The sequence below is a fragment of the Streptomyces sp. NBC_00704 genome, from assembly GCF_036226605.1.
Classification (GTDB): domain Bacteria; phylum Actinomycetota; class Actinomycetes; order Streptomycetales; family Streptomycetaceae; genus Streptomyces.
The window spans coordinates 2,771,320-2,791,398 of sequence record NZ_CP109000.1; the positions used below are offsets into that span (position 1 = coordinate 2,771,320).

The window sequence follows — 20,079 nt, forward strand, 5'->3', positions numbered from 1 at the left end:
AGCACATATGCGCCACGCAGTGAGGGAGTACCGCCCGTGCCCGGTGAGAACCTGTCCCGCGACGAGGCCCGGGAGCGGGCCGCCCTGCTGTCCGTCGACGGGTACGACGTGTCCCTCGACGTCCGCTCGGCGGTCGGCGACCAGGCCGCGGAGGGGGAGCCGCGCACCTTCCGGTCGGTCACCACCCTCCGCTTCCGCTGCAACGAGCCCGGCGCGTCCTCCTTCGCCGACCTCGTGGCGCCGGGCGTGACGTCGGTGTCCCTCAACGGCCGCGACCTCGACCCGGGCGAGGTCTTCGACGGCTCCCGCATCCTGCTGGAGGACCTGGCCGCCGAGAACGAGCTGATCGTCGACGCCCGCTGCGCCTACTCCCGCAGCGGGGAGGGCCTGCACCGCTTCGTCGACCCGGAGGACGGCGAGGTCTACCTCTACACGCAGTACGAGCCGGCCGACTCGCGCCGGGTGTTCGCCTGCTTCGAGCAGCCCGACCTGAAGGCCCCGTTCCGCTTCGAGGTGCGCGCGCCCGAGGAGTGGACGGTGTGGAGCAACGGCGCCGGCGACCGCACAGACGGTGTCTGGCGGTTCGCGGAGACGAAGCCGATCTCCACCTACATCACCTGCGTGGTGGCCGGCCCTTACCACCATGTGACGGACGTCTACCGGCGCGACCTGGGCGACGGCACGACCCTGGAGATCCCGCTCGGCGCGATGTGCCGCAAGGGCCTGGCCCCCTACTTCGAGGCCGACGACGTCTTCCTGATCACCAAGCAGGGCCTGGACTTCTTCCACGACCACTTCGACTACCCGTACCCCTTCGGCAAGTACGACCAGGCGTTCGTGCCCGAGTACAACCTCGGCGCGATGGAGAACCCGGGCCTGGTCACCTTCCGCGAGGAGTACGTCTTCCGCGGGAAGGTGACGCGCGCGTCCTACGAGGCGCGGGCGAACGTCATCCTGCACGAGATGGCCCACATGTGGTTCGGCGACCTGGTCACCATGGTGTGGTGGGACGACCTGTGGCTGAAGGAGTCCTTCGCGGACTTCATGGGCACGTTCGCGAACGTCGGCGCGACCCGCTTCTCCGACGCCTGGATCACCTTCGCCAACCGCCGCAAGGCCTGGGCCTACCGCGCCGACCAGCTCCCGTCCACGCACCCGGTCACCGCCGACATCCGCGACCTCCAGGACGCCAAGCTCAACTTCGACGGCATCACCTACGCCAAGGGCGCCAGCGTGCTCAAGCAGCTGGTGGCGTACGTCGGCCAGGACGCGTTCCTGGAGGGCGCGCGCCGCTACTTCAAGCGGCACGCCTACGGCAACACGCGCCTGGGCGACCTGCTGTCGGTGCTCGGGGAGACCAGCGGCCGGGACATGGCCGGCTGGGCGCGGTCCTGGCTCCAGACGGCGGGCGTGAACTCGCTGACCCCGCAGGTGCTGCTGGACCCGCGGGGCCGCGTGGACGAGCTGGCGGTGCTCCAGGAGGCGGCCGAGTCGCATCCCGAGCTGCGGCCGCACCGGGTGGCGATCGGCCTGTACCGCCTGACGGACGGCCGGCTGGAGCGCTACGCGCGCGCGGAGGCGGACGTCGACGGCCCGCGCACGGTGATCACGGAGCTGGCCGGGGAGCAGGCGCCCGACCTGGTGCTGGTCAACGACGACGACCTCACCTACTGCAAGATCCGGTTCGACGAGACCTCGCTGGCCACGCTGCGCGCGCACCTGGGCGGCCTGAGCGATCCACTGGCCCGCGCGCTGTGCTGGTCGGCGCTGTGGAACCTCACCCGGGACGCCCTGCTGCCCGCGTCCGACTTCGTGGACCTGGTGACGCGTTTCGCGCACCGCGAGTCCGACATCGGCGTCCTGCAGATGCTGCACGCCTGGGCGGACTCGGCGCTCGTGCACTACGCGCCCCAGGACCGGCGGCCCGCCGGCGAGCGGGCGCTGGCCCGGGTCGCCGAGCGCGATCTGCGGGCGGCCGAGCCGGGCAGCGGCCACCAGCTGGCCTGGGCGCGCTTCTTCGCGTCGGTCGCCTCCTCCGCGGCGGACCTGGACCTGCTGCGGAGCCTGCTGGACGGCACGACGAAGATCGACGGCCTGGAGGTGGACCAGGAGCTGCGCTGGGCGTTCCTGGAGCCGCTGACGGCGCACGGCGTGGTGGACGAGAAGGCGCTGGCGGCCGAACTGGCCCGCGACGACACCGCGTCCGGCAGGCGCCACCAGGTCCGCTGCCTGGCCGCCCGTCCGTCGGCGGCCGTCAAGGCGCAGGCGTGGGCCCAGCTGATGGAGTCGGACACGCTGTCCAACGCGCTGGCGGAGGCGACGATCGCGGGGTTCGCGCAGCCCTCGCAGCGCGAGCTGCTCGCGCCGTACGCGCCGAAGTACTTCGCCGCGATCGAGCGGATCTGGGCGGAGCGGTCCATCCAGAGCGCGATGAACGTGGTCAGGGGCCTGTTCCCGGCGCTCCAGGACTCGCCGCGGACGCTGGCCGCGACGGACGCCTGGCTGGCGGAGCACGAGTCGGCGGCCCCGGCGCTGCGGCGGCTGGTGCTGGAGGCGCGGGACGACCTGGCGCGGTCGCTGCGGGCGCAGGCGTACGGCGCGGAGGCGGCGGCCGCCCCGAACGCCTGACCTTTGGCCATGAATTCCGCGCACGGTCACCGTTACGGAATTCAGGCAATCGGACCCGTAACCCCTGGCCACCCCGAGCGGGACCAGGGGTTTTCGGCCCTTACTCGGCATCCGAACACTCGTCCTTTAGGGCGAGCTTGTCCGGATTTGTCGACGGGCGTGTAACAGCGGTTAGGGGGCCCGTCCGGCGCGGAATCCCCCTCTGCATGAACCACAACTTCCCGCTCCCCCAGGTTCCCCCGGCGTCCCCCCGCTCCGTCCGCCACCTGTCCGAGGTCCAGCGCCGCGTCACCACGGCGGCCCAGCTGCGCGTCCAGGGCGTCGCGCCCGCCGAGGCGAACGAGCGGTGCCGCCCCGGCGGGCCCTGGCAGCAGATCCTGCCGGGCGTGTACCTGCTCCACTCCGGCCCGCCGACCAGCGAGGAGCGACTGCACGCCGTGCTGGCCTACGCCGGCCGTGACACCTCGGCGCCGACCGGGGTGCCCGCCCAGCCGGGCTGCGGGGAGCCGCACCGGCCGGTCCACAAGGAGGCGATGATCACGGGCCTCGCGGCGCTGAACCTGCACGGTCTGTCGTGCGCTCCCCCGCTGCCGTCCCTGGAGCACATCGACGTCCTGGTGCCGCGGCTGCGCCGGCTGCGCTCCACGGGCTTCGCGCACGTCGTGCGCGCCTCCACGCTGCCGGCTCCCGGGCAGGCGACCGGCGTCGCGGTGGCGCCGGTGCCGCGCGCGCTGGCCGACGCGGTGGCCCAGCTGACGGACGCCGGGGTGGTGCGCCGCCTGCTGTCGGAGGCGGTGCGCGGCGGCCACTGCGAACCCGCCGCGGTCGTCCGGGAGTTGAACGAGGCCAGGCTGCTCGGCCGGCCGCACGTGGTGGACGCCGTGGACTCGCTGCTCGCCGAGGGCCGCGCGATCGCGGAGGAGCGCCTGTACACGATGGTGTGCGAGCACGGCCTGCCCGACCCGGTGTGGAACGTGGACCTGCGCCTGCCGGGCGGCCCGCACCTCGGCGGGCTGGACGCCTACTGGCCGGAGCACGCGGTCGCCGTCGAGCTGGACACCCGCGCCCCACGCCAGGACGAGGACGCGCTGTGGTCCGAGTACGCCCGCAAGCGCGAGCACCTGGAACGGCTGGGCATCACGGTCGTGTACGTCACGCCCAGGAAGCTGCGGGACGCGATGGAGCAGCAGGCGGCGGTCGTGCGCACCGCGCTGATGGCGTCCGATGACCGGGACCCGGCCGCGTATGTCGTGGTGCTGCCCCGTTAGTGACGGACCGGGGCGTCGCCAGGAGGGGAGAGGAGGGGTCGCCGGGGAAGGAAACCCGCCGGCCCCTCCTCGTGCGCCGGCCCTTCGTCGTGCGCCGGCCCTTCCTCAGGCGCCGGCCGCGCGCAGCGGGCAGCCCGTGCCCGCGCGGGTGGCCAGTTCGCCGCGCAGGACGGCGAGTTCGGCCATCCGGGCGTCGACGATCCGGATCTTCTCCTCGAACAGCGCGGAGAGCGCGTCCGCCTGGTCGGGGGCGTCGCGCAGCTCCTCGCCGTGCCGGGCGATCTCGGCGAGCGAGAACCCGAGGGCCCGCGCGGTGCGGACATAGGCCAGCCACTCGACCGTCTCCGGGCCGAAGTCGCGGTACCCGTTGGCCAGTCGGCGGCCCTCGACGAGCCCCACCCGCTCGTAGAAGCGCAGGGTGTCACGGGACATGCCGGTGCGGGCGGCGAGTTCTCCGATGCGCATGCGGCGACTCCGTCGACTGGGCGATCCGGGGCTTGACCTTGGAGCGTAGTCCACTGTTTAGCGTCGTCCCATGACCGATCACCTCACTCCCGGCCGACCCTCCTACCTCACCGTCGTGCGCGCGAGCGCCTGGTACGACCTCGTCGTCACGGCCGGTTTCGCGACGCCGTGGACGTACGCGGCGGTGCACCGCCTGCTGTCGTCGTGGAGCAGTTCCTGGGGAACGGGCGACTTCCCCCCGCTCGATCCGGTGCAGACGCTGTTCGCCAACCTGATGGGAGCGGTGGTGGTCGTCTGGGCGGTGCTGCGCCTGGCCCGGCCGCTGCCGGTGCACGGTCTGTACGACGGCGCCGCACGCGCCCTGTTCTCCGCCTGGATGGCGTACGCGGCGGCGCACGGCGCGCCCGGCGTGCTGTGGCTGTTCCTCGGCGTCGAGGCCGCCTTCGGGGCGGCGCAGCTGGCGCCGTGGGCGCGGGCGCACCGGCTCCGGGCACGGGCCACGACGCGGTGACGCGCTGACGCGGACAGCTGCGGCGAGACGTGCCGTGGCGGGGGCGCCATGGCGGGGACGACTGCGGCGGGGGTGCCGTGGCCGGGACGACTGGGGCGGGCGGCGGCTTCAGCGCTCGGGCACGTGCTTGCGGCCGTCCACCGGCCGTTCGCGCCACAGGCCGAGCGCGACGTCGACCAGGCGCACCCGGGTGAGCCCTTCGACCGCGTCCAGGTCGTGCCAGGCGGCGAGGTCGGTGGAGCCGTTCACCTCGTTGCGCAGCTCGCCGCCGGCCACCCGGGCCTCGTAGACGACGCGGACGCCGTGGTGGTCCACCGGACCGCGCAGACCCCCGCGGCCGAGGACGCGGCGGAAGGAGTCGATGCCGAGCAGGCCGGTCACCTCGACGCGGTACCCGGTCTCCTCCTCCAGCTCCCGGACGACCGTGTCGAGCGGGTCCTCCCCGTGCTCCATCCCGCCGCCCGGCAGCACCCACTCGTGCGAGCCGCCGGGGGCCGGCGAACGGGCGAGCAGCACACGGTCGTCACGGACGCAGACGGCGTAGGCCGCCACTCTCAGGGTCTGGCGCATGAGGGGACGCTAGCCGCCCGGACCGCGCCCGGCAGGCGATTTTCCGCACATCGCAACCGGTCACGTACCCATGACGGGTCAGACCGAGGGTGGGGACGAAGGAGAGCCTCGGGCGACCGCGGAAAGCGACGTCGTGCACGCGGGCCGACGTCGGACGGCAGACGGACGGCAGGCGGTCGGCAGACGGACAGCGGGCGGACAGTCCGCGCACAGCGGGCTCGTAGAGGGTTTTCCCCATACATCCATATCGTTTCGGTCAACTCTCCCCAAACAGCTGCCCCTTAGGTAAAGCTTTGCGGTCATCCGGGATCGCGTTCCGGACGGCCGTGATCAGGCAGGAACGGTCTCGATCACGTGCCGCTCGTTCCTTTACCTACAAGGGATGCCGATGACCCTCACCCCCCAGCGTGCACCGATATCGGGCACCAGACGCGTGGCCCGCATAGCCGTGGCCGCCGGCCTGGTGGCCGCACTGTCCGCGGCCGGGCCGATACCCCTGGCCTTCTCCGCCGACTCCGGACCGGCCCCGGGAACCTCCGACCCGGGCGCGAAGTCCGCACCCGTCAAGCTCGGTTCCGACGACGCCGCCCTCCTCGCCGAGGCCAAGGCCTCCGGCGCCAAGAACGTCACGCTGATGGTCGCCACCGCCCCCGGCCGGACCGAGCAGGTCGCCGAGGAGCTGGACGCGGTCAAGGGCGGCTCGGTGGGCCAGTCCTACGACAAGCTCGGCTACGTCCGCGCCACGGTCCCGACGGCCAAGGCCGAGTCGGCGATCGCCGCCGCCGCCGAGCTGTCCTCCGTGCACGCCATCGACCTGCGGCAGGACATCGTCCTCGACGACCCGGCCCCCGACGCGGACGCCGCCGGGCACACCCGGTCCGCCGGGTCCGCCGGGAAGGCGAAGACCTACCCCGCGCCGAACCGCAACACCCCCGCCGAGAACCCGTACAACCCGTCCTTCGAGACGGGCGCCGTCGACTTCGTGAAGAAGAACCCGAAGGCGGACGGCCGCGGCGTCACCATCGGCATCCTCGACTCCGGCGTGGACCTGGCGCACCCCGCGCTGCAGAAGACCACCACCGGCGAGCGCAAGATCGTCGACTGGGTGACCGCCACCGACCCGATCCTCGACGGCGACGCCTCCTGGCGCCCGATGACGACCTCGGTGTCCGGCCCCTCCTTCAGCTACGGCGGCCGCACCTGGACCGCGAAGCCCGGCTCGTACCAGGTCAACCTGTTCCGCGAGTCCGCCACCGCCGGCGGCGACGCCAAGGGCGACGTCAACCGCGACGGTGACACCACCGACGCGTGGGGCGTCCTGTACGACGCGGCCGCCGGCACCGTCACCGTCGACGTGAACAACAACGGCGACTTCGGCGACGACACCGCGATGAAGCCGTACAAGGACGGTTACCAGGTCGGGTACTTCGGCACCGACGACCCGAAGACCGACGTGGCCGAACGCCAGCCGTTCGTCGTGCAGATCCGCAAGGACGTGCCGATGGACCCGTTCGGCGGCGACTGGGTCGGCAAGAAGGCCGACTTCGCCAACATCGGTCTCATCGCCAGCGAGCACGGCACGCACGTCGCCGGCATCACCGCCGCGCACGGCCTGTTCGGCGGCCGGATGAACGGCGCCGCCCCCGGCGCGAAGATCGTCTCCTCCCGTGCCTGCGTCTTCGGCCCGGGCTGCACCAACGTCGCCCTCACCGAGGGCATGATCGACCTGGTCGTCAACCGCGGCGTCGACATCGTCAACATGTCGATCGGCGGTCTGCCGGGCCTCAACGACGGCAACAACGCGCGCGCCGAGCTGTACACGCGCCTCATCGACACCTACGGCGTCCAGCTCGTCATCTCCGCGGGCAACGAGGGCCCCGGCGCGAACACCATCGGCGACCCCGGTCTGGCCGACAAGGTGATCTCGGTCGGCGCGGCCATCTCCAAGGAGACCTGGGCCGCCAACTACGGCTCCCAGGTGACGAAGAAGTACGCGCTGCTGCCCTTCTCCTCGCGCGGCCCGCGTGAGGACGGCGGCTTCACGCCGACCCTGGTCGCCCCCGGCGCCGCGATCAACACCACCCAGACCTGGCTGCCGGGCTCCCCGGTCGCCGACGCGGGCTACACCCTGCCGGCCGGCTACTCCATGCTGCAGGGCACCTCGATGGCCTCCCCGCAGGCCGCGGGCGCCTCGGCGCTGCTGATCTCGGCCGCCAAGCAGGCCAGGGTCGCCCTCACGCCGACGGTCCTGCGCACCGCGCTGACCTCGACCGCGGACCACATCAAGGGTCTGCAGGCCTACGAGGAGGGCGCGGGCGCCATCGACATCGTCGGCGCCTGGAAGTCCATCCGGCACGGCGCCACGGCGCACGACTACACCGTCAGGGCCCCGGTCGACACCGCGCTCGACCAGGCCCTGAAGACGCCGGGCTTCGGCACCGGGATCTACGACCGTGAGAGCGGTCTGAAGGCCGGGCAGAAGAAGACGTACGACGTCACCGTCACCCGCACCTCCGGCCCCGACAAGGCGGTCCGCCACGAGCTGGAGCTGGAGAACAACGCGGCCGGCACGTTCCGGATCCTCGGCGACGACGAGGTCAGGCTGCCGCTGAACAAGCCGGTGACCGTCCGGATCCAGGCCCGGCCGAGGGCCGCGGGCATCGCCAGCGCCATCCTCACGGTCGACGACCCGAAGACCGAGGGCGTCGACAAGCAGATCCTCAACACGGTGGTCGTCTCGACGCCGGTGAAGCACACGTTCTCCGTGTCGAACACCGTGCAGCGCAACAGCTTCCAGTCCTACTTCCTGACCGTGCCCGAGGGCGCCAAGGCGTTCGAGGTCGCGATCGGCGGACTGAAGGACAAGAGCCAGACCCGGTTCATCTCGATCCACCCCTACGGCGTCGCGGTCGAGGACAGCTCCACGATCTACTGCTACAGCAACTACCCGGACACCAACGGCTGCCGGCCCGACGCCCGTTCGTACCAGAACCCGCAGGCCGGGGTCTGGGAGATCGAGGTCGAGTCGCGCCGCACCTCGCCGCTGCTCGACAACCCGTACAAGCTGGAGGCCACCGTCTACGGCGCGGCCTTCGCCCCGGAGAACGTGACCGTGCCCGAGGCGAAGGTCGGCGTCCCGGCCGCCGCCTCCTGGACGGTGACGAACAAGTTCGCCGCCTTCGACGGCAAGCTGGCCGGCGGTCCGCTCGGCTCGTCGAAGAAGGACCGCCCGTCCATCGCCAACGGCTCCACCCAGACCACCACGGTCGAGGTCCCGGCCGGGGCGAAGTCGCTCGACGTCTCCATCGGCAACGTCTCCGACGCCTCCGCCGACCTGGACCTGACGGTCTACGACGCGTCGGGCAAGCAGGTCGCGCAGCAGGCCGACGGCGACTCGGAGGAGGCGGTCTCCATCCCGTCGCCCGCCGCCGGCACGTACACCGTCGCGGTCGCGGGCTACTCGGTCCCGGCCGGCACGACCACGTACGACTACGTGGACGCGTTCCTGTCGTCCGCTCTCGGCACGGTCGCGGTCGACGGGTCCGCGCCGGTGAAGCTGGCCACGGGCGCCTCGACGGCGGTCTCCGCCACCGTCACCGCCGCGGCCACCGCCCCGGCGGGCCGGGTCCTGTTCGGCCAGGTCCAGCTGGTCAACGCGCGGGGCACCGTCGCGGGCGCCGGCAACGTGACGATCGAGAAGGTCACTCCGTAACACCGGCACCATCCGCAACACCTGAAGCACCTGGGCACGAAGAGGGGCGGGCGTCCGTACGGGCGCCCGCCCCTCGCCGTCGCCTATCCGCAGACGGCGGCCGTCTCGGGCAGGGTCCGGGCCAGGGCCCGGCGTTGCGGGGCGATGTCGGGTTCGCCGACGACCCACACGTCGGGGACGCCGCTCCCCCGCCCGAGGGCGACCAGCACGTGGTCGCCGGGGTCCAGCGGCGCCCCCGACGTCAGCTCTCTGTCCACGCCGACCTCGGGCGCGGTCCTCGCGGGCCGGTAGGCGTGGGCGACGCGCACGCTGACGCGTTCGCGGTTCGTGCCGGGCAGCGGGCGGACGCCCGTCACGTCGCCCTCGACGACGAGCCGGGTGCAGGCGAGGTAACCGGGATCGGCCAGGAGCCCGCCCGCGCCCTCGGACACCTTGCCCCCGGCCTCCCCTCGGCCGGCGTCGCTCGCCGCGCTGCTGCTCCCCGCGTCGTCGGCGGCCCCCGGCCCGGTCCGCACGAGCGCCCAGCCGGTCCCGAGGACCAGCGCTCCCGCGGCGGCCGCCCCGACGGCCCCCAGAAGCAGGGGACGCAGCCGGCGCGGGGCGCGCGCCCGGCGGACGGGCGCCGGCGACGGCCGTGCCGCGCCCTCGCGCACCGGTTCCGTCAGCGCGTCGGCGAGCACGCCCAGCTGCTCCCGGAGCAGCGCCACGTCGGCGACCGCCGAGCGGTGCTCCGCCATGAAGGCGGCGTCCGCACGGGCCTCGTCCGGCAGCGGCTCCCCGGTGATCGCCGCCGTCAGCGCGTCGGGCCCGCCGCGGCCGTCGTGTTCCGCGGTCACGTCAGACCACCTCGTCCTCGTGCAGGCGGGCGCGCAGGGCCCGGACCGCCGTGTGCAGGCGGCTCTTGACCGTGCCCTCCGGGACGCCCAGCTCCCGGGCGATGGAGCGCACCGGCAGATCGGCGTAGAAGCGCAGGACGACGACCTGCCGCTGGGCGTCCGGCAGGTCCTCCAGGCCGCGCGCGACGGCCAGGGACAGGACGCTGTCGTCCTCGCCGGAAGGGTGCTCGTGCCCGCGCAGGGAGGCCAGCCGCTCCCCCAGGCGCTCCTGCCTGCGCCGGGCCCGGTGCCAGTCCATGGCGAGGTTGGAGGCCACGACCGCCGCCCAGGCGGAGACGTCGCGCGGCGCCTCGTGTCCCTTGGCCGCACGCTCCAGCAGCCGCAGGCGGACCTGCTGTACCCCGTCCGGCAGGTCCGCCTGCGGCACACCGCCCAGCGCGAGCACCGCCCGCACCCGGCGCTCCTGCGCCGGGTCCAGCGGGTCGCCGCCGGGCCCGGCCGCCTCGTCCCCCTGGACCCGGCGGGTGATTCTGCGCAGCACGCGCACCCCTCCCTCGCCGCGTTTCTCCTACGACGCCGCCGCGCCCGGAAACGTTCGCCTCCGGCGCGGGCGAATTCGCAGCGGGCCGCGGAGGCGTACGTCACACCGGCGTCCGCGGCAGCACAGCTTGCGGCCGGTGGCCGCGCCGGAGGGAATTCCTCCAGCTCAGCGGGGGTGCGGGAGCGATTTCCGCAACCGCCGGACACCGGGGGGCGTCCCAGTCCTCGGGCATGGCGGGCAAAGAATTGGACAGGTAGGCCGGTGTCGGCCGCATGATGGGAAAGCCACGGCCAGGCAATGCGTACGCAGCGAGACAGAACGAGACAAAGGGAGTCGCCGTGAGGGTCGGAATCGTCGGAGCCACCGGTCAGGTCGGCACGGTCATGCGCAGCATCCTCAAGGAGCGGAACTTCCCGGTCACGGAGCTGCGCCTGTTCGCCTCGGCCCGCTCGGCGGGGACGGTCCTGGACGGCGTGACGGTGGAGGACGCGGCGACGGCCGACTACACCGGCCTCGACATCGTGCTGTTCTCCGCGGGCGGCGCGACGTCGAAGGCGCTCGCGGAGAAGGTGGCCTCGCAGGGCGCCGTCGTGATCGACAACTCCTCGGCCTGGCGCAAGGACCCGCAGGTGCCCCTGGTGGTCTCCGAGGTGAACCCGCACGCGATCGTGGACCGCCCCAAGGGCATCATCGCCAACCCGAACTGCACCACGATGGCCGCGATGCCGGTGCTGAAGCCGCTGCACGAGGAGGCGGGCCTGGAGGCGCTGGTCGTCGCCACCTACCAGGCGGTGTCCGGCTCGGGCGTCGCGGGCGTGGCGGAGCTGCACGGGCAGGCGCAGAAGGTCGTGGCGGACGCGGACCGGCTCACCCACGACGGCGCGGCGGTCGACTTCCCCGAGCCGCAGGTCTACCGGCGTCCCATCGCCTTCAACGTGGTCCCGCTCGCGGGCTCGATCGTCGACGACGGCCTGCACGAGACCGACGAGGAGCAGAAGCTCCGCAACGAGTCCCGCAAGATCCTGGAGATCCCGGAGCTGAAGGTCTCCGGCACCTGTGTGCGCGTCCCGGTCTTCTCCGGCCACTCCCTCCAGGTCAACGCCCGGTTCGCGCGTCCGCTGACGGTGGAGCGCGCCACGGAGCTGCTGGCCGGCGCGCCGGGCGTGGCCCTCTCCGACATCCCCACCCCGCTCCAGGCGGCCGGCCAGGACCCCTCGTACGTGGGCCGCATCCGGCAGGACGAGACCGTCGAGCACGGCCTCGCCCTGTTCGTCTCCAACGACAACCTGCGCAAGGGCGCGGCGCTGAACGCGGTGCAGATCGCGGAGCTGGTGGCGGCGGAGCTGAAGGACTGAGGCACGGCGTCCCCGGAGGGGGGCGGGCGTCCACACGGACGCCCGCCCCCCTCCGTCGTCCCCGCCGGGTCCCCCTTCCCGGCCTCTCCCCTTCCGTCCCGGCCTGTCCCCAGCGCCGTCCGGGTTCTCGTGCCGTGGCGGGCCGGGGCGTCAGCGCGGGCGCACCTCGTAGAGGAAGCAGCCGTACTCGACGGCCCGTACGTGGACGAGCGCGACCTCCGGGTCCGCGAACGCCTCGGCGAAGGCCGCGGGGAACCCGTCCGGGTCCTCGACGAGCCGGCCGCCCAGGATGCGGCCGTCGTAGGAGTAGCGGCGGACGGTGCGGTGGCTGTCCGTGAACGGCAGGGCGTCCCCGGCCGGGCCCGGGCACGCGCGCGCGTGGAGGAAGACGGGGCCCTGTTCGTCGTACGGTCCCGGGTCGGCGCCGGTCCCGGCCGCCCAGCGCCGCAGGGGCGCGTAGGAGACCAGGACGACCGAGTCGCCGGGCTCGCTGCGGCGCAGGCAGCAGCGCAGCGGGGCGCCGCCCTCCTCGTCGGTCACGGGGACGGCCGGGCGGCCCGCGTCGTCGGCGGCGCGCAGCTCGTCGAGGACGTCGGGCGGGATCGGGACCGGCCGTGCGGTGCGGACGCCGGGGCGGGTGGCTGTCGGAGTCGTCATGCGTCCAGCGTCCCGCCCGCCGCGCGGCGGCACCGGCGGAATCCGGACGTCGCGGTCGGGCCCGCCGCCGGCGCGGCACGGTAGGCGTACGCCTCCGGGCGGGCTCCCGCGGGGCCGGCCGGGGGCGCGGGGAACGTCGTCGCCCCGGGCGGCCCCCTCGTGGAAGGATGGCGCAACCGACACATATCGAGGAGATGACCGCGTGCCTGGCACAAACCTGACTCGCGAAGAGGCGCAGCAGCGGGCGAAGCTGCTCACCGTTGACTCGTACGAGATCGATCTCGACCTGTCCGGGGCGCAGGAGGGCGGCACCTACCGGTCCGTGACCACGGTGCGCTTCGACGTCGCCGGCACGGGCGCGGAGTCCTTCATCGACCTGGTGGCCCCGACCGTCCACGAAGTGACCCTCAACGGGGACGCGCTGGACCCGGCCGAGGTGTTCAAGGACTCCCGGATCGCGCTTCCCGGGCTCCTGGAGGGCCGCAACGTCCTGCGGGTGGTGGCGGACTGCGCCTACACCAACACCGGCGAGGGCCTGCACCGCTTCGTCGACCCGGTCGACGAGCAGGCCTACCTGTACACGCAGTTCGAGGTCCCGGACGCCCGTCGCGTCTTCGCGTCGTTCGAGCAGCCGGACCTGAAGGCCACCTTCCAGTTCACCGTGAAGGCGCCGTCCGGCTGGACCGTCGTCTCCAACTCCCCGACGCCGGAGCCGGCGGACGACGTCTGGGTCTTCGAGCCGACCCCGCGGATCTCCAGCTACATCACCGCGCTCGTCGTCGGGCCGTACCACAGCGTGCACAGCGTGTACGAGAAGGACGGCCAGTCGGTGCCGCTCGGCATCTACTGCCGGCCGTCCCTCGCCGAGTTCCTGGACTCGGACGCGATCTTCGAGGTCACCCGGCAGGGCTTCGACTGGTTCCAGGAGAAGTTCGACTACGCGTACCCGTTCAAGAAGTACGACCAGCTCTTCGTGCCGGAGTTCAACGCGGGCGCGATGGAGAACGCGGGCGCGGTCACCATCCGCGACCAGTACGTCTTCCGGTCCAAGGTGACCGACGCGGCGTACGAGGTGCGTGCGGAGACGATCCTGCACGAGCTGGCCCACATGTGGTTCGGCGACCTGGTCACCATGGAGTGGTGGAACGACCTCTGGCTGAACGAGTCGTTCGCCACCTACACGTCGATCGCCTGCCAGGCCTACGCGCCGGGCTCGCGCTGGCCCCACTCGTGGACCACGTTCGCCAACTCCATGAAGACGTGGGCCTACCGGCAGGACCAGCTGCCCTCCACCCACCCGATCATGGCCGAGATCGGCGACCTGGACGACGTCCTCGTCAACTTCGACGGCATCACGTACGCCAAGGGCGCGTCCGTCCTGAAGCAGCTCGTGGCGTACGTCGGCATGAACGAGTTCTTCTCGGGCGTGCAGACGTACTTCAAGCGCCACGCGTTCGGCAACACCCGTCTGTCGGACCTGCTCGGCGCGCTGGAGGAGACCTCCGGCCGCGACCTGGGCACCTGGTCGCAGAAGTGGCTGCAGACCGCCGGCATCAACGTGCTGCGCCCGGAGATCGAGACGGACGCCGACGGCGTCATCACGTCGTTCGCCATCCGCCAGGAGGCTCCGGCGCTCCCGGCGGGCGCGAAGGGCGAGCCGACGCTGCGCCCGCACCGCATCGCGGTCGGCCTGTACGGGCTGGACGGCGCGAGCGGCAAGCTGCTGCGCGACGAGCGCGTCGAGCTGGACATCGACGGCGAGCTGACCTCCGTGGCCCAGCTGGTCGGCAAGCGCCGTCCGGACGTCGTCCTGCTCAACGACGACGACCTGTCGTACGCCAAGGTCCGCCTGGACGAGCAGTCGCTCGCGTTCGTCACCGAGCACCTCGGCGACTTCGAGTCGTCGCTGCCGCGCGCCCTGTGCTGGGCGTCGGCCTGGGACATGACCCGGGACGGCGAACTGCCCACCCGCGACTACCTGTCCCTGGTGCTGTCCGGCATCGGCAAGGAGTCCGACATCGGCGTGGTGCAGTCGCTGCACCGTCAGGTCAAGCTCGCCATCGACCTGTACGCCGACCCGGCCGCCCGCGAGAACCTGCTGACCCGCTGGACGGACGCCACGCTCGCCCATCTGCGCTCCGCCGAGGCGGGCAGCGACCACCAGCTCGCGTGGGCGCGGGCGTTCGCGGCGACGGCGCGCACGCCGGACCAGATCGACCTGCTGGAGTCGCTCCTGGACGGCGGGCAGACCATCGAGGGCCTGGCCGTGGACACCGAGCTGCGCTGGGCGTTCGTGCAGCGACTGGTGGCGGTGGGGCAGTTCGACGAGTCCGACATCGCCGCCGAGCTGGAGCGGGACAAGACGGCGGCGGGCGAGCGGCACGCCGCGAGCGCACGGGCGGCGCGTCCGACGCCGGAGGCCAAGGCGGAGGCGTGGGCGTCGGTCGTGGAGTCCGACAAGCTGCCCAACGCCCTCCAGGAGGCCGTCATCGGCGGTTTCGTGCAGACCGACCAGCGTGAGCTGCTCGCGCCGTACACGGAGAAGTACTTCGAGGTCGTCAAGGACATCTGGGACTCCCGTTCGCACGAGATCGCCCAGCAGATCGCGATCGGCCTCTACCCCGCTGTCCAGGTCTCGCGCGAGACGCTGGACAGGACGGACGCCTGGCTGGCCTCGGCCGAGCCGAACGCGGCCCTGCGCCGCCTCGTCTCCGAGTCCCGCTCGGGCGTGGAGCGCGCGCTGAAGGCCCAGGCGGCCGACGCGAGCTGACCCGCCCGTTCGGCTCACCCGTACGGCGACAAGGGCGCCCGGTGTCACACCGGGCGCCCTTCGCATGCCCCGCCCCTACGGCACGGCTCGCGTCACGAACTCCGCTCGACGGCGGGCCGGTGGCCGGGAGCCGGGGCGGGCCCAGGCACCGGGGCCGGGGGCGGGGGCGGGGGCGTCCGGGGCGAGGTGTCCGCCGTGTCCGCCGTGAGCCGTCCGGCACGCGACCCGCCGCCGACCTCGGGCCGGCCCTTCCCGGACCGGCCCGCCGCGAGCCCTGCGGTGCGGGGCCGGCCCGCGCCGAGCTGGCCGGCGACCGTCGCGCCGAACGCCAGCGCCATGCCCGCCAGCTGGACCGGCGTCAGCGCCTGGCCCAGCGCGGCCCAGCCCACGACGGCGGCCGTCAGCGGGGAGAGCGGGGCGAGGAAGGTGACCTGGGTCGCGCTGAGGCGGCCGATGCCGCGGAACCAGAGCCAGTACGAGACGGCCGTGTTGGCGAGGGCGAGGTAGAGGTAACCGCCGACGGCCCGGCCGTCGAGAGCGGGCGGTGCGCCCTCGACGAGGAAGGCGAGCGGAGCGATCAGCAGACCGCCCGCGGTGAGCTGCCAGCCGGCCAGGGCGAGCGGGCCCACGCCGTCGGGACGGCCCCACTTCTTCGTCAGGACCGTGCCCGTCGACATCGACGCCGTGGAGGCGACCGCCGCGAGCACGCCCAGCAGGTCGAGCGCCCCGGCCGCCTTCAGCACGACGAGGCTGACCCCGGACGCGGCCACGGCCCCGGTGACCAGGTTGCGCGCGGTGGGCCGCTGCCCCAGCAGCAGCGCCGAGAGGCCGACGACGAACAGCGGCCCGACCGAGCCGACGACGGCCGCCATTCCGCCGGGCAGCCGGTAGGCGGACAGGAAGAGCAGGGGGAAGAAGGCGCCGATGTTCAGCGCGCCGAGTATCGCGGCCTTCCCCCACCAGAGGCCTCGCGGCAGGACCCGGCCCAGGGCGAGGAGCAGCAGCCCGGCGGGCAGGGCCCGCATCAGACCGGTGAACAGGGGCCGGTCCGGGGGGAGGAACTCGGTGGTCACGGCGTAGGTGGTGCCCCAGGAGACCGGGGCGAGGGCGGTGAGAAGGACGATCGCCGACTTCTTCATGGAAATAGCTTAGCGCCAAGCTACTTACCGTCAAGCCACTTTCTTGCGCGCGACCGGAACGCCTTGGATACTCGGTCCATGAGCAGTCAGCAGCCGCCGCGCAAGGACCCGGTCGACGCGATCGTCGAGCAGTGGGCGATGGTCCGCCCCGACCTCGACACCGCCGCCATGGAAGTGTTCGGCCGGATCTCCCGGCTCACGCGCGCGATGGGCGACCGGTTGGACGAGGCGTACGGGGCGCTGGGCATCGCCCGCGGGGAGTTCGACGTCCTGGCGACGCTGCGCCGCTCCGGTGAGCCCTACACCCTCTCGCCGCGCGGGCTGTCGGCGACGCTCATGCTCACCACGGGCGGGATGACCGGCCGGCTCGACAAACTGGAGCGGGCCGGACTGCTGCGCCGCTCCCCGGACCCGCACGACCGCCGCGGGCTCCAGGTGACGCTGACGGAGAAGGGGCTGGAACTGGTCGACCGCGCGGTGAGCGCGGGACTGGACGCCCAGACGAAGGCCCTGAACGCGGCCCTGAACGCCGAACAGGCCGACCGACTGGCCGACCTGTTGCGAGAACTGCTGCTGGCCACGGAGACGCCCGGCGGCTGACCGGCCGGCGCGCGGGAACGCCCGCCCCTCGCCGCGGCCGTACGGGTGACCGTACGGGACGCCCCTCCCCCACCGGGGCGGCCGTCATCACACGTTGACGGCCCACGGGCGCGGCGTCCTCCGACGGCGCCGCGGCCCGTGGGCCGGAGAACTCTCGGGCCCGGGCCCTGGGCCCCGGGCCTGTGCCTAGGCCTTGCCCTTGACCGCGATGTTGGAGCTGGTGGGGTCGTTGCGGTCCTTGGACCGGTCGAGGACCCAGACCAGGCCCGCGATCAGCGCGAACAGCGCGAGCGGGGCCAGGACATACAGACCCAGCGTCTCGATGACGCTCAGTCCCGGGCCGGGGTCGTCGCCGTCGTCGCGGGTCAGCGCGAGGGCGGGGGACGACATGAGCAGCATCATGAGCGTCGTACCGGCAGCCAGGGCGCCGGCGCGCAGGGCGTTCTTCTTGTCCACGGTGCAAAGTTAGCGAACCGCGTCGGGGAGCGCGCGTCCGGGGTGCCGTATGAGGCGCGGGACGCCCGGGTCCCTCCCCGCGCTCATTCGGCGTCCTCCCCGTGAGGGCCGTCCGGCAAAGGAGCGGGCCGCTCCCGCAGGACGTCCATCAGCGCGTGCAGTCGCGGCGAGGCGGCCAGCTGCTCCAGGGTGACCGGGCGGCCCTCCGCGTCGGCGACCGGCAGCCGCCAGTTCGGGTACTGGTCCCAGGTGCCGGGCAGGTTCTGCGGGCGGCGGTCGCCGACGCAGTCCGGGAGCCACACGCCGATCATGCGGGCGGGGGTGTGCAGCAGGAAGCGGTGCACGGCCTGCACCTCGGCCTCCTCCGAGGAAAGGTCCCCGCCCCCGCCGGCGCCCGCCAGCAGCCCGAGCCGGCTGAGCAGGCCCAGCCATTCCGCCGCGTCGTTGGCGGCCTCCGCGCGCTCCTCCTCCAGCGGCCGGGTCAGCAGGCCGAGCCGGTCGCGCAGTTCGACGTGCTCGCCGGTCAGGCGGGCGGCGGTGGACGGCAGGTCGTGGGTGGTGGCGGTGGCCAGGCAGTCGGCGCGCCAGCGGTCGGGCGGCAGCGGACGTCCGTCGCCCTCCCAGTCGCGTTCGAACCACAGGACGGACGTGCCGAGCACACCGCGCTCGCGCAGCGCCTCGCGCACTCCCGGCTCGACGGTGCCGAGATCCTCGCCGATCACCAGCGCGCCGGCCCGGGAGGCCTCCAGCACCAGCACGGCGAGCATGGCCTCCGCGTCGTAGCGCACGTACGCGCCCTGCGTCGGCGGCTCGCCCTGCGGCACCCACCACAGCCGGAACAGGCCCATCACATGGTCGATGCGCAGGGCGCCCGCGTAGCGGAACAGCGCCCGCAGCAGCCGCCGGTAGGGCGCGTAGCCGGAGGCGGCCAGCCGGTCCGGGCGCCACGGCGGCAGACCCCAGTCCTGGCCGCGGGCGTTGAAGGCGTCCGGCGGCGCGCCGACCGACATCCCGGCGGCGAAGAACTCCTGCTGCGCCCAGGCGTCCGCGCCCTCGGGGTGCACGCCGACCGCCAGGTCGTGCACGATCCCGACGGGCATGCCCGCCTCCCGCGCGGCGCGCTGGGCGGCGGTGAGCTGGGAGTCGGTGAGCCAGGCCAGACGGGAGTGCAGGTCCACGCGGTCCATCAGCTCCCCGCGCGCGCGGGCGGTCCCGGCCGAGCGCGGGTCGCGCAGCTCGGCCGGCCACTGCTGCCAGCGGGGACCGTGCACCTCGGCGAGCGCGCACCAGGTGGCGTGATCCTCCAGGGCCTGGCCCTGCTCGGCGAGGAAGTCGCAGTAGGCGGCGCGCCGGCCGGGTCCCAGCGGCACGCGGGCGACCAGCTCCAGGGCCTCCCGTTTGAGCGCCCACACGGCGTCCCGGTCGATCAGCCCGCCCTTGTCCAGGACGGCCTCGCGCAGCCGTCCGGCGCGTTCCGCCAGCGCGGCCCGCACCGCGTCGTCGCGGACGTAGGCGTATTCGGGTACGTCCTCGACGCGCAGGTGCACGGGGTCGGGGAAGCGGCGGGAGGAGGGCCGGTAGGGGGAGGGGTCGGTGGGGGTTCCGGGCACGGCCGCGTGCAGCGGGTTGACCTGGACGAACCCGGCTCCCAGCACCCGTCCCGCCCAGGCGGCCAGTTCACCGAGGTCGCCCAGGTCGCCCATGCCCCAGGAGCGGCGGGACAGCAGCGAGTACAGCTGGACGAGCAGCCCGTACGACCGGCCCGCGGGCGCGGGCAGCCGGGGCGGCGCGACGACGAGGTGGGCGCTGCCGGAGCGTCCGTCGGGCGTGACGGCCGTCAGCCGGTGCACTCCGGGGGGAAGGCCGGCGAGGGAGGCGTGGGCGTCGTCGAACTCGTGGCTGTCGCCCTGCTCCGTCTCCACGCGCAGCCTGCTGCCCCCGGGGAGGGCGGCGAGCGCCTCCACCCGGTCGCCGGCCCAGCAGACCACGGTCGGCGGCAGCAGCCGCTCGCGCAGTTCGCGCTCCCGGGCGGCGAGCGCGGCGCGCACGGCCGCCGGGGAGCCCGCGTCGACGCCGAGCGCGGCCAGGACACGGACGACGGCGACGGCCGGGGCCGCGACCGTGCGGTCCGGGGAGGGCTGGTAGGAGGTCGCCACGCCGTGCAGCGCGGCGAGCCGGGCGAGCTCCTCTCCGGGGGGTTCGGTCATCTACGGCCTCGTGGAGTCGGGGTCCGCGGCGAGCGGCGGTTCGCTGGTCAGGGGCTCGGCGTCGGGCAGCGGCGGTTCGCTGGTCAGCGGGGACTGTGCGCGGTTCCCCCCGGCGCCGAAGGCGCACGGACGGGGATCGGCGAGATAGGCGGCGGTGGGGGCGGAAGTCTCCGCCGGGCGTTTGGACCGGGCCGGCGCGATCACGGGGGCCTCCTCCTCGGAAACGACATCGGATACCGCAGCCCTACCCAGCCCACGCGAGGACAGACGTCCCCCTCGCATCCCAACCTGCCACAACCCTCCGCGCTCCGCTCAGGCACACGGCCCCGGAAACGCCGCCGCCGCGTGAACCGGTCGGCCGGGC

At 73.5% G+C, this 20,079-nt stretch carries 16 protein-coding genes; 7 read left to right on the forward strand and 9 right to left on the reverse strand.

Annotated features, from left to right (window positions below):
- The first annotated feature begins 36 nt into the window (after positions 1-36).
- Both pepN (OG802_RS12145) and OG802_RS12150 read left to right on the forward strand, forming a co-directional pair.
- On the forward strand, positions 37-2,628 hold the full coding sequence (pepN, locus tag OG802_RS12145) for an aminopeptidase N (protein WP_329409923.1): 2,592 nt from the start codon (positions 37-39) through the stop codon (positions 2,626-2,628).
- A 206-nt stretch (positions 2,629-2,834) separates the two neighbouring features.
- Positions 2,835-3,896, forward strand: coding sequence for a hypothetical protein (locus tag OG802_RS12150; protein WP_329409926.1), 1,062 nt, complete (start codon positions 2,835-2,837; stop codon positions 3,894-3,896).
- Between the two features lie 105 nt (positions 3,897-4,001).
- On the opposite strand, the gene OG802_RS12155 is transcribed toward OG802_RS12150, so the two are convergent.
- Entirely contained in the window at positions 4,002-4,361 is a 360-nt protein-coding gene (locus OG802_RS12155; protein WP_329409929.1) for a MerR family transcriptional regulator, read from the reverse strand.
- 70 nt (positions 4,362-4,431) lie between these two features.
- Between OG802_RS12155 and OG802_RS12160 the strand changes: the two genes are divergently transcribed.
- Positions 4,432-4,872 (forward strand): hypothetical protein, encoded by a 441-nt coding sequence (locus tag OG802_RS12160; protein ID WP_329409931.1) that lies wholly within the window; start codon positions 4,432-4,434, stop codon positions 4,870-4,872.
- Between the two features lie 108 nt (positions 4,873-4,980).
- On the opposite strand, the gene OG802_RS12165 is transcribed toward OG802_RS12160, so the two are convergent.
- Positions 4,981-5,442, reverse strand: coding sequence for an NUDIX hydrolase (locus tag OG802_RS12165; protein WP_329409933.1), 462 nt, complete (start codon positions 5,440-5,442; stop codon positions 4,981-4,983).
- A gap of 388 nt (positions 5,443-5,830) precedes the next feature.
- On the opposite strand from OG802_RS12165, the gene OG802_RS12170 reads away from it, so the two are divergent.
- Positions 5,831-9,154 carry a S8 family serine peptidase gene (locus OG802_RS12170; RefSeq protein ID WP_329409935.1) on the forward strand — a complete coding sequence of 1,108 codons (3,324 nt, stop codon included), beginning with the start codon at positions 5,831-5,833 and terminating at the stop codon, positions 9,152-9,154.
- Positions 9,155-9,237: 83 nt separating this feature from the next.
- On the opposite strand, the gene OG802_RS12175 is transcribed toward OG802_RS12170, so the two are convergent.
- Positions 9,238-9,990, reverse strand: a complete 753-nt coding sequence (locus OG802_RS12175) for a hypothetical protein (protein ID WP_329409937.1) — start codon at positions 9,988-9,990, stop codon at positions 9,238-9,240.
- A 1-nt stretch (position 9,991) separates the two neighbouring features.
- Positions 9,992-10,531, reverse strand: coding sequence for an RNA polymerase sigma factor (locus tag OG802_RS12180; RefSeq protein WP_329409939.1), 540 nt, complete (start codon positions 10,529-10,531; stop codon positions 9,992-9,994).
- A 338-nt stretch (positions 10,532-10,869) separates the two neighbouring features.
- On the opposite strand from OG802_RS12180, the gene OG802_RS12185 reads away from it, so the two are divergent.
- The gene (locus tag OG802_RS12185; RefSeq protein WP_329409940.1) at positions 10,870-11,886 is read left to right on the forward strand and encodes an aspartate-semialdehyde dehydrogenase; all 1,017 of its coding nucleotides are present in this window, start codon (positions 10,870-10,872) and stop codon (positions 11,884-11,886) included.
- A gap of 150 nt (positions 11,887-12,036) precedes the next feature.
- Here the strand turns inward: OG802_RS12185 and OG802_RS12190 are convergent, their stop codons facing one another.
- Positions 12,037-12,543 (reverse strand): DUF1203 domain-containing protein, encoded by a 507-nt coding sequence (locus tag OG802_RS12190; protein ID WP_329409942.1) that lies wholly within the window; start codon positions 12,541-12,543, stop codon positions 12,037-12,039.
- 202 nt (positions 12,544-12,745) lie between these two features.
- Between OG802_RS12190 and pepN (OG802_RS12195) the strand changes: the two genes are divergently transcribed.
- Complete coding sequence (gene pepN, locus OG802_RS12195) at positions 12,746-15,313, forward strand: aminopeptidase N (protein ID WP_329409944.1); 2,568 nt, start codon at positions 12,746-12,748, stop codon at positions 15,311-15,313.
- A gap of 92 nt (positions 15,314-15,405) precedes the next feature.
- Here the strand turns inward: pepN (OG802_RS12195) and OG802_RS12200 are convergent, their stop codons facing one another.
- Complete coding sequence (locus OG802_RS12200; RefSeq protein WP_329409946.1) at positions 15,406-16,452, reverse strand: EamA family transporter; 1,047 nt, start codon at positions 16,450-16,452, stop codon at positions 15,406-15,408.
- A gap of 78 nt (positions 16,453-16,530) precedes the next feature.
- On the opposite strand from OG802_RS12200, the gene OG802_RS12205 reads away from it, so the two are divergent.
- Entirely contained in the window at positions 16,531-17,052 is a 522-nt protein-coding gene (locus tag OG802_RS12205) for a MarR family winged helix-turn-helix transcriptional regulator (protein ID WP_329409948.1), read from the forward strand.
- Positions 17,053-17,238: 186 nt separating this feature from the next.
- On the opposite strand, the gene OG802_RS12210 is transcribed toward OG802_RS12205, so the two are convergent.
- The 3 genes from OG802_RS12210 to OG802_RS12220 all read right to left on the reverse strand — a co-directional run bounded on the left by OG802_RS12210 (position 17,239) and on the right by OG802_RS12220 (position 19,919).
- The gene (locus tag OG802_RS12210; RefSeq protein WP_329409950.1) at positions 17,239-17,508 is read right to left on the reverse strand and encodes a hypothetical protein; all 270 of its coding nucleotides are present in this window, start codon (positions 17,506-17,508) and stop codon (positions 17,239-17,241) included.
- Between the two features lie 83 nt (positions 17,509-17,591).
- Positions 17,592-19,715, reverse strand: coding sequence for a 4-alpha-glucanotransferase (gene malQ, locus OG802_RS12215; RefSeq protein WP_329409952.1), 2,124 nt, complete (start codon positions 19,713-19,715; stop codon positions 17,592-17,594).
- On the reverse strand, positions 19,716-19,919 hold the full coding sequence (locus OG802_RS12220) for a hypothetical protein (RefSeq protein WP_329409954.1): 204 nt from the start codon (positions 19,917-19,919) through the stop codon (positions 19,716-19,718).
- Positions 19,920-20,079 lie beyond the last annotated feature (160 nt).

Coding starts and splice junctions, on each gene's coding strand:
- OG802_RS12150 (WP_329409926.1), top strand. CDS start 2,835: ATGAACCACAACTTCCCGCTCCCCCAGGTTCCCCCGGCGTCCCCCCGC.
- OG802_RS12155 (WP_329409929.1), bottom strand. CDS start 4,361: ATGCGCATCGGAGAACTCGCCGCCCGCACCGGCATGTCCCGTGACACC.
- OG802_RS12160 (WP_329409931.1), top strand. CDS start 4,432: ATGACCGATCACCTCACTCCCGGCCGACCCTCCTACCTCACCGTCGTG.
- OG802_RS12165 (WP_329409933.1), bottom strand. CDS start 5,442: ATGCGCCAGACCCTGAGAGTGGCGGCCTACGCCGTCTGCGTCCGTGAC.
- OG802_RS12170 (WP_329409935.1), top strand. CDS start 5,831: ATGACCCTCACCCCCCAGCGTGCACCGATATCGGGCACCAGACGCGTG.
- OG802_RS12190 (WP_329409942.1), bottom strand. CDS start 12,543: ATGACGACTCCGACAGCCACCCGCCCCGGCGTCCGCACCGCACGGCCG.
- OG802_RS12200 (WP_329409946.1), bottom strand. CDS start 16,452: ATGAAGAAGTCGGCGATCGTCCTTCTCACCGCCCTCGCCCCGGTCTCC.
- OG802_RS12205 (WP_329409948.1), top strand. CDS start 16,531: ATGAGCAGTCAGCAGCCGCCGCGCAAGGACCCGGTCGACGCGATCGTC.
- malQ (WP_329409952.1), bottom strand. CDS start 19,715: ATGACCGAACCCCCCGGAGAGGAGCTCGCCCGGCTCGCCGCGCTGCAC.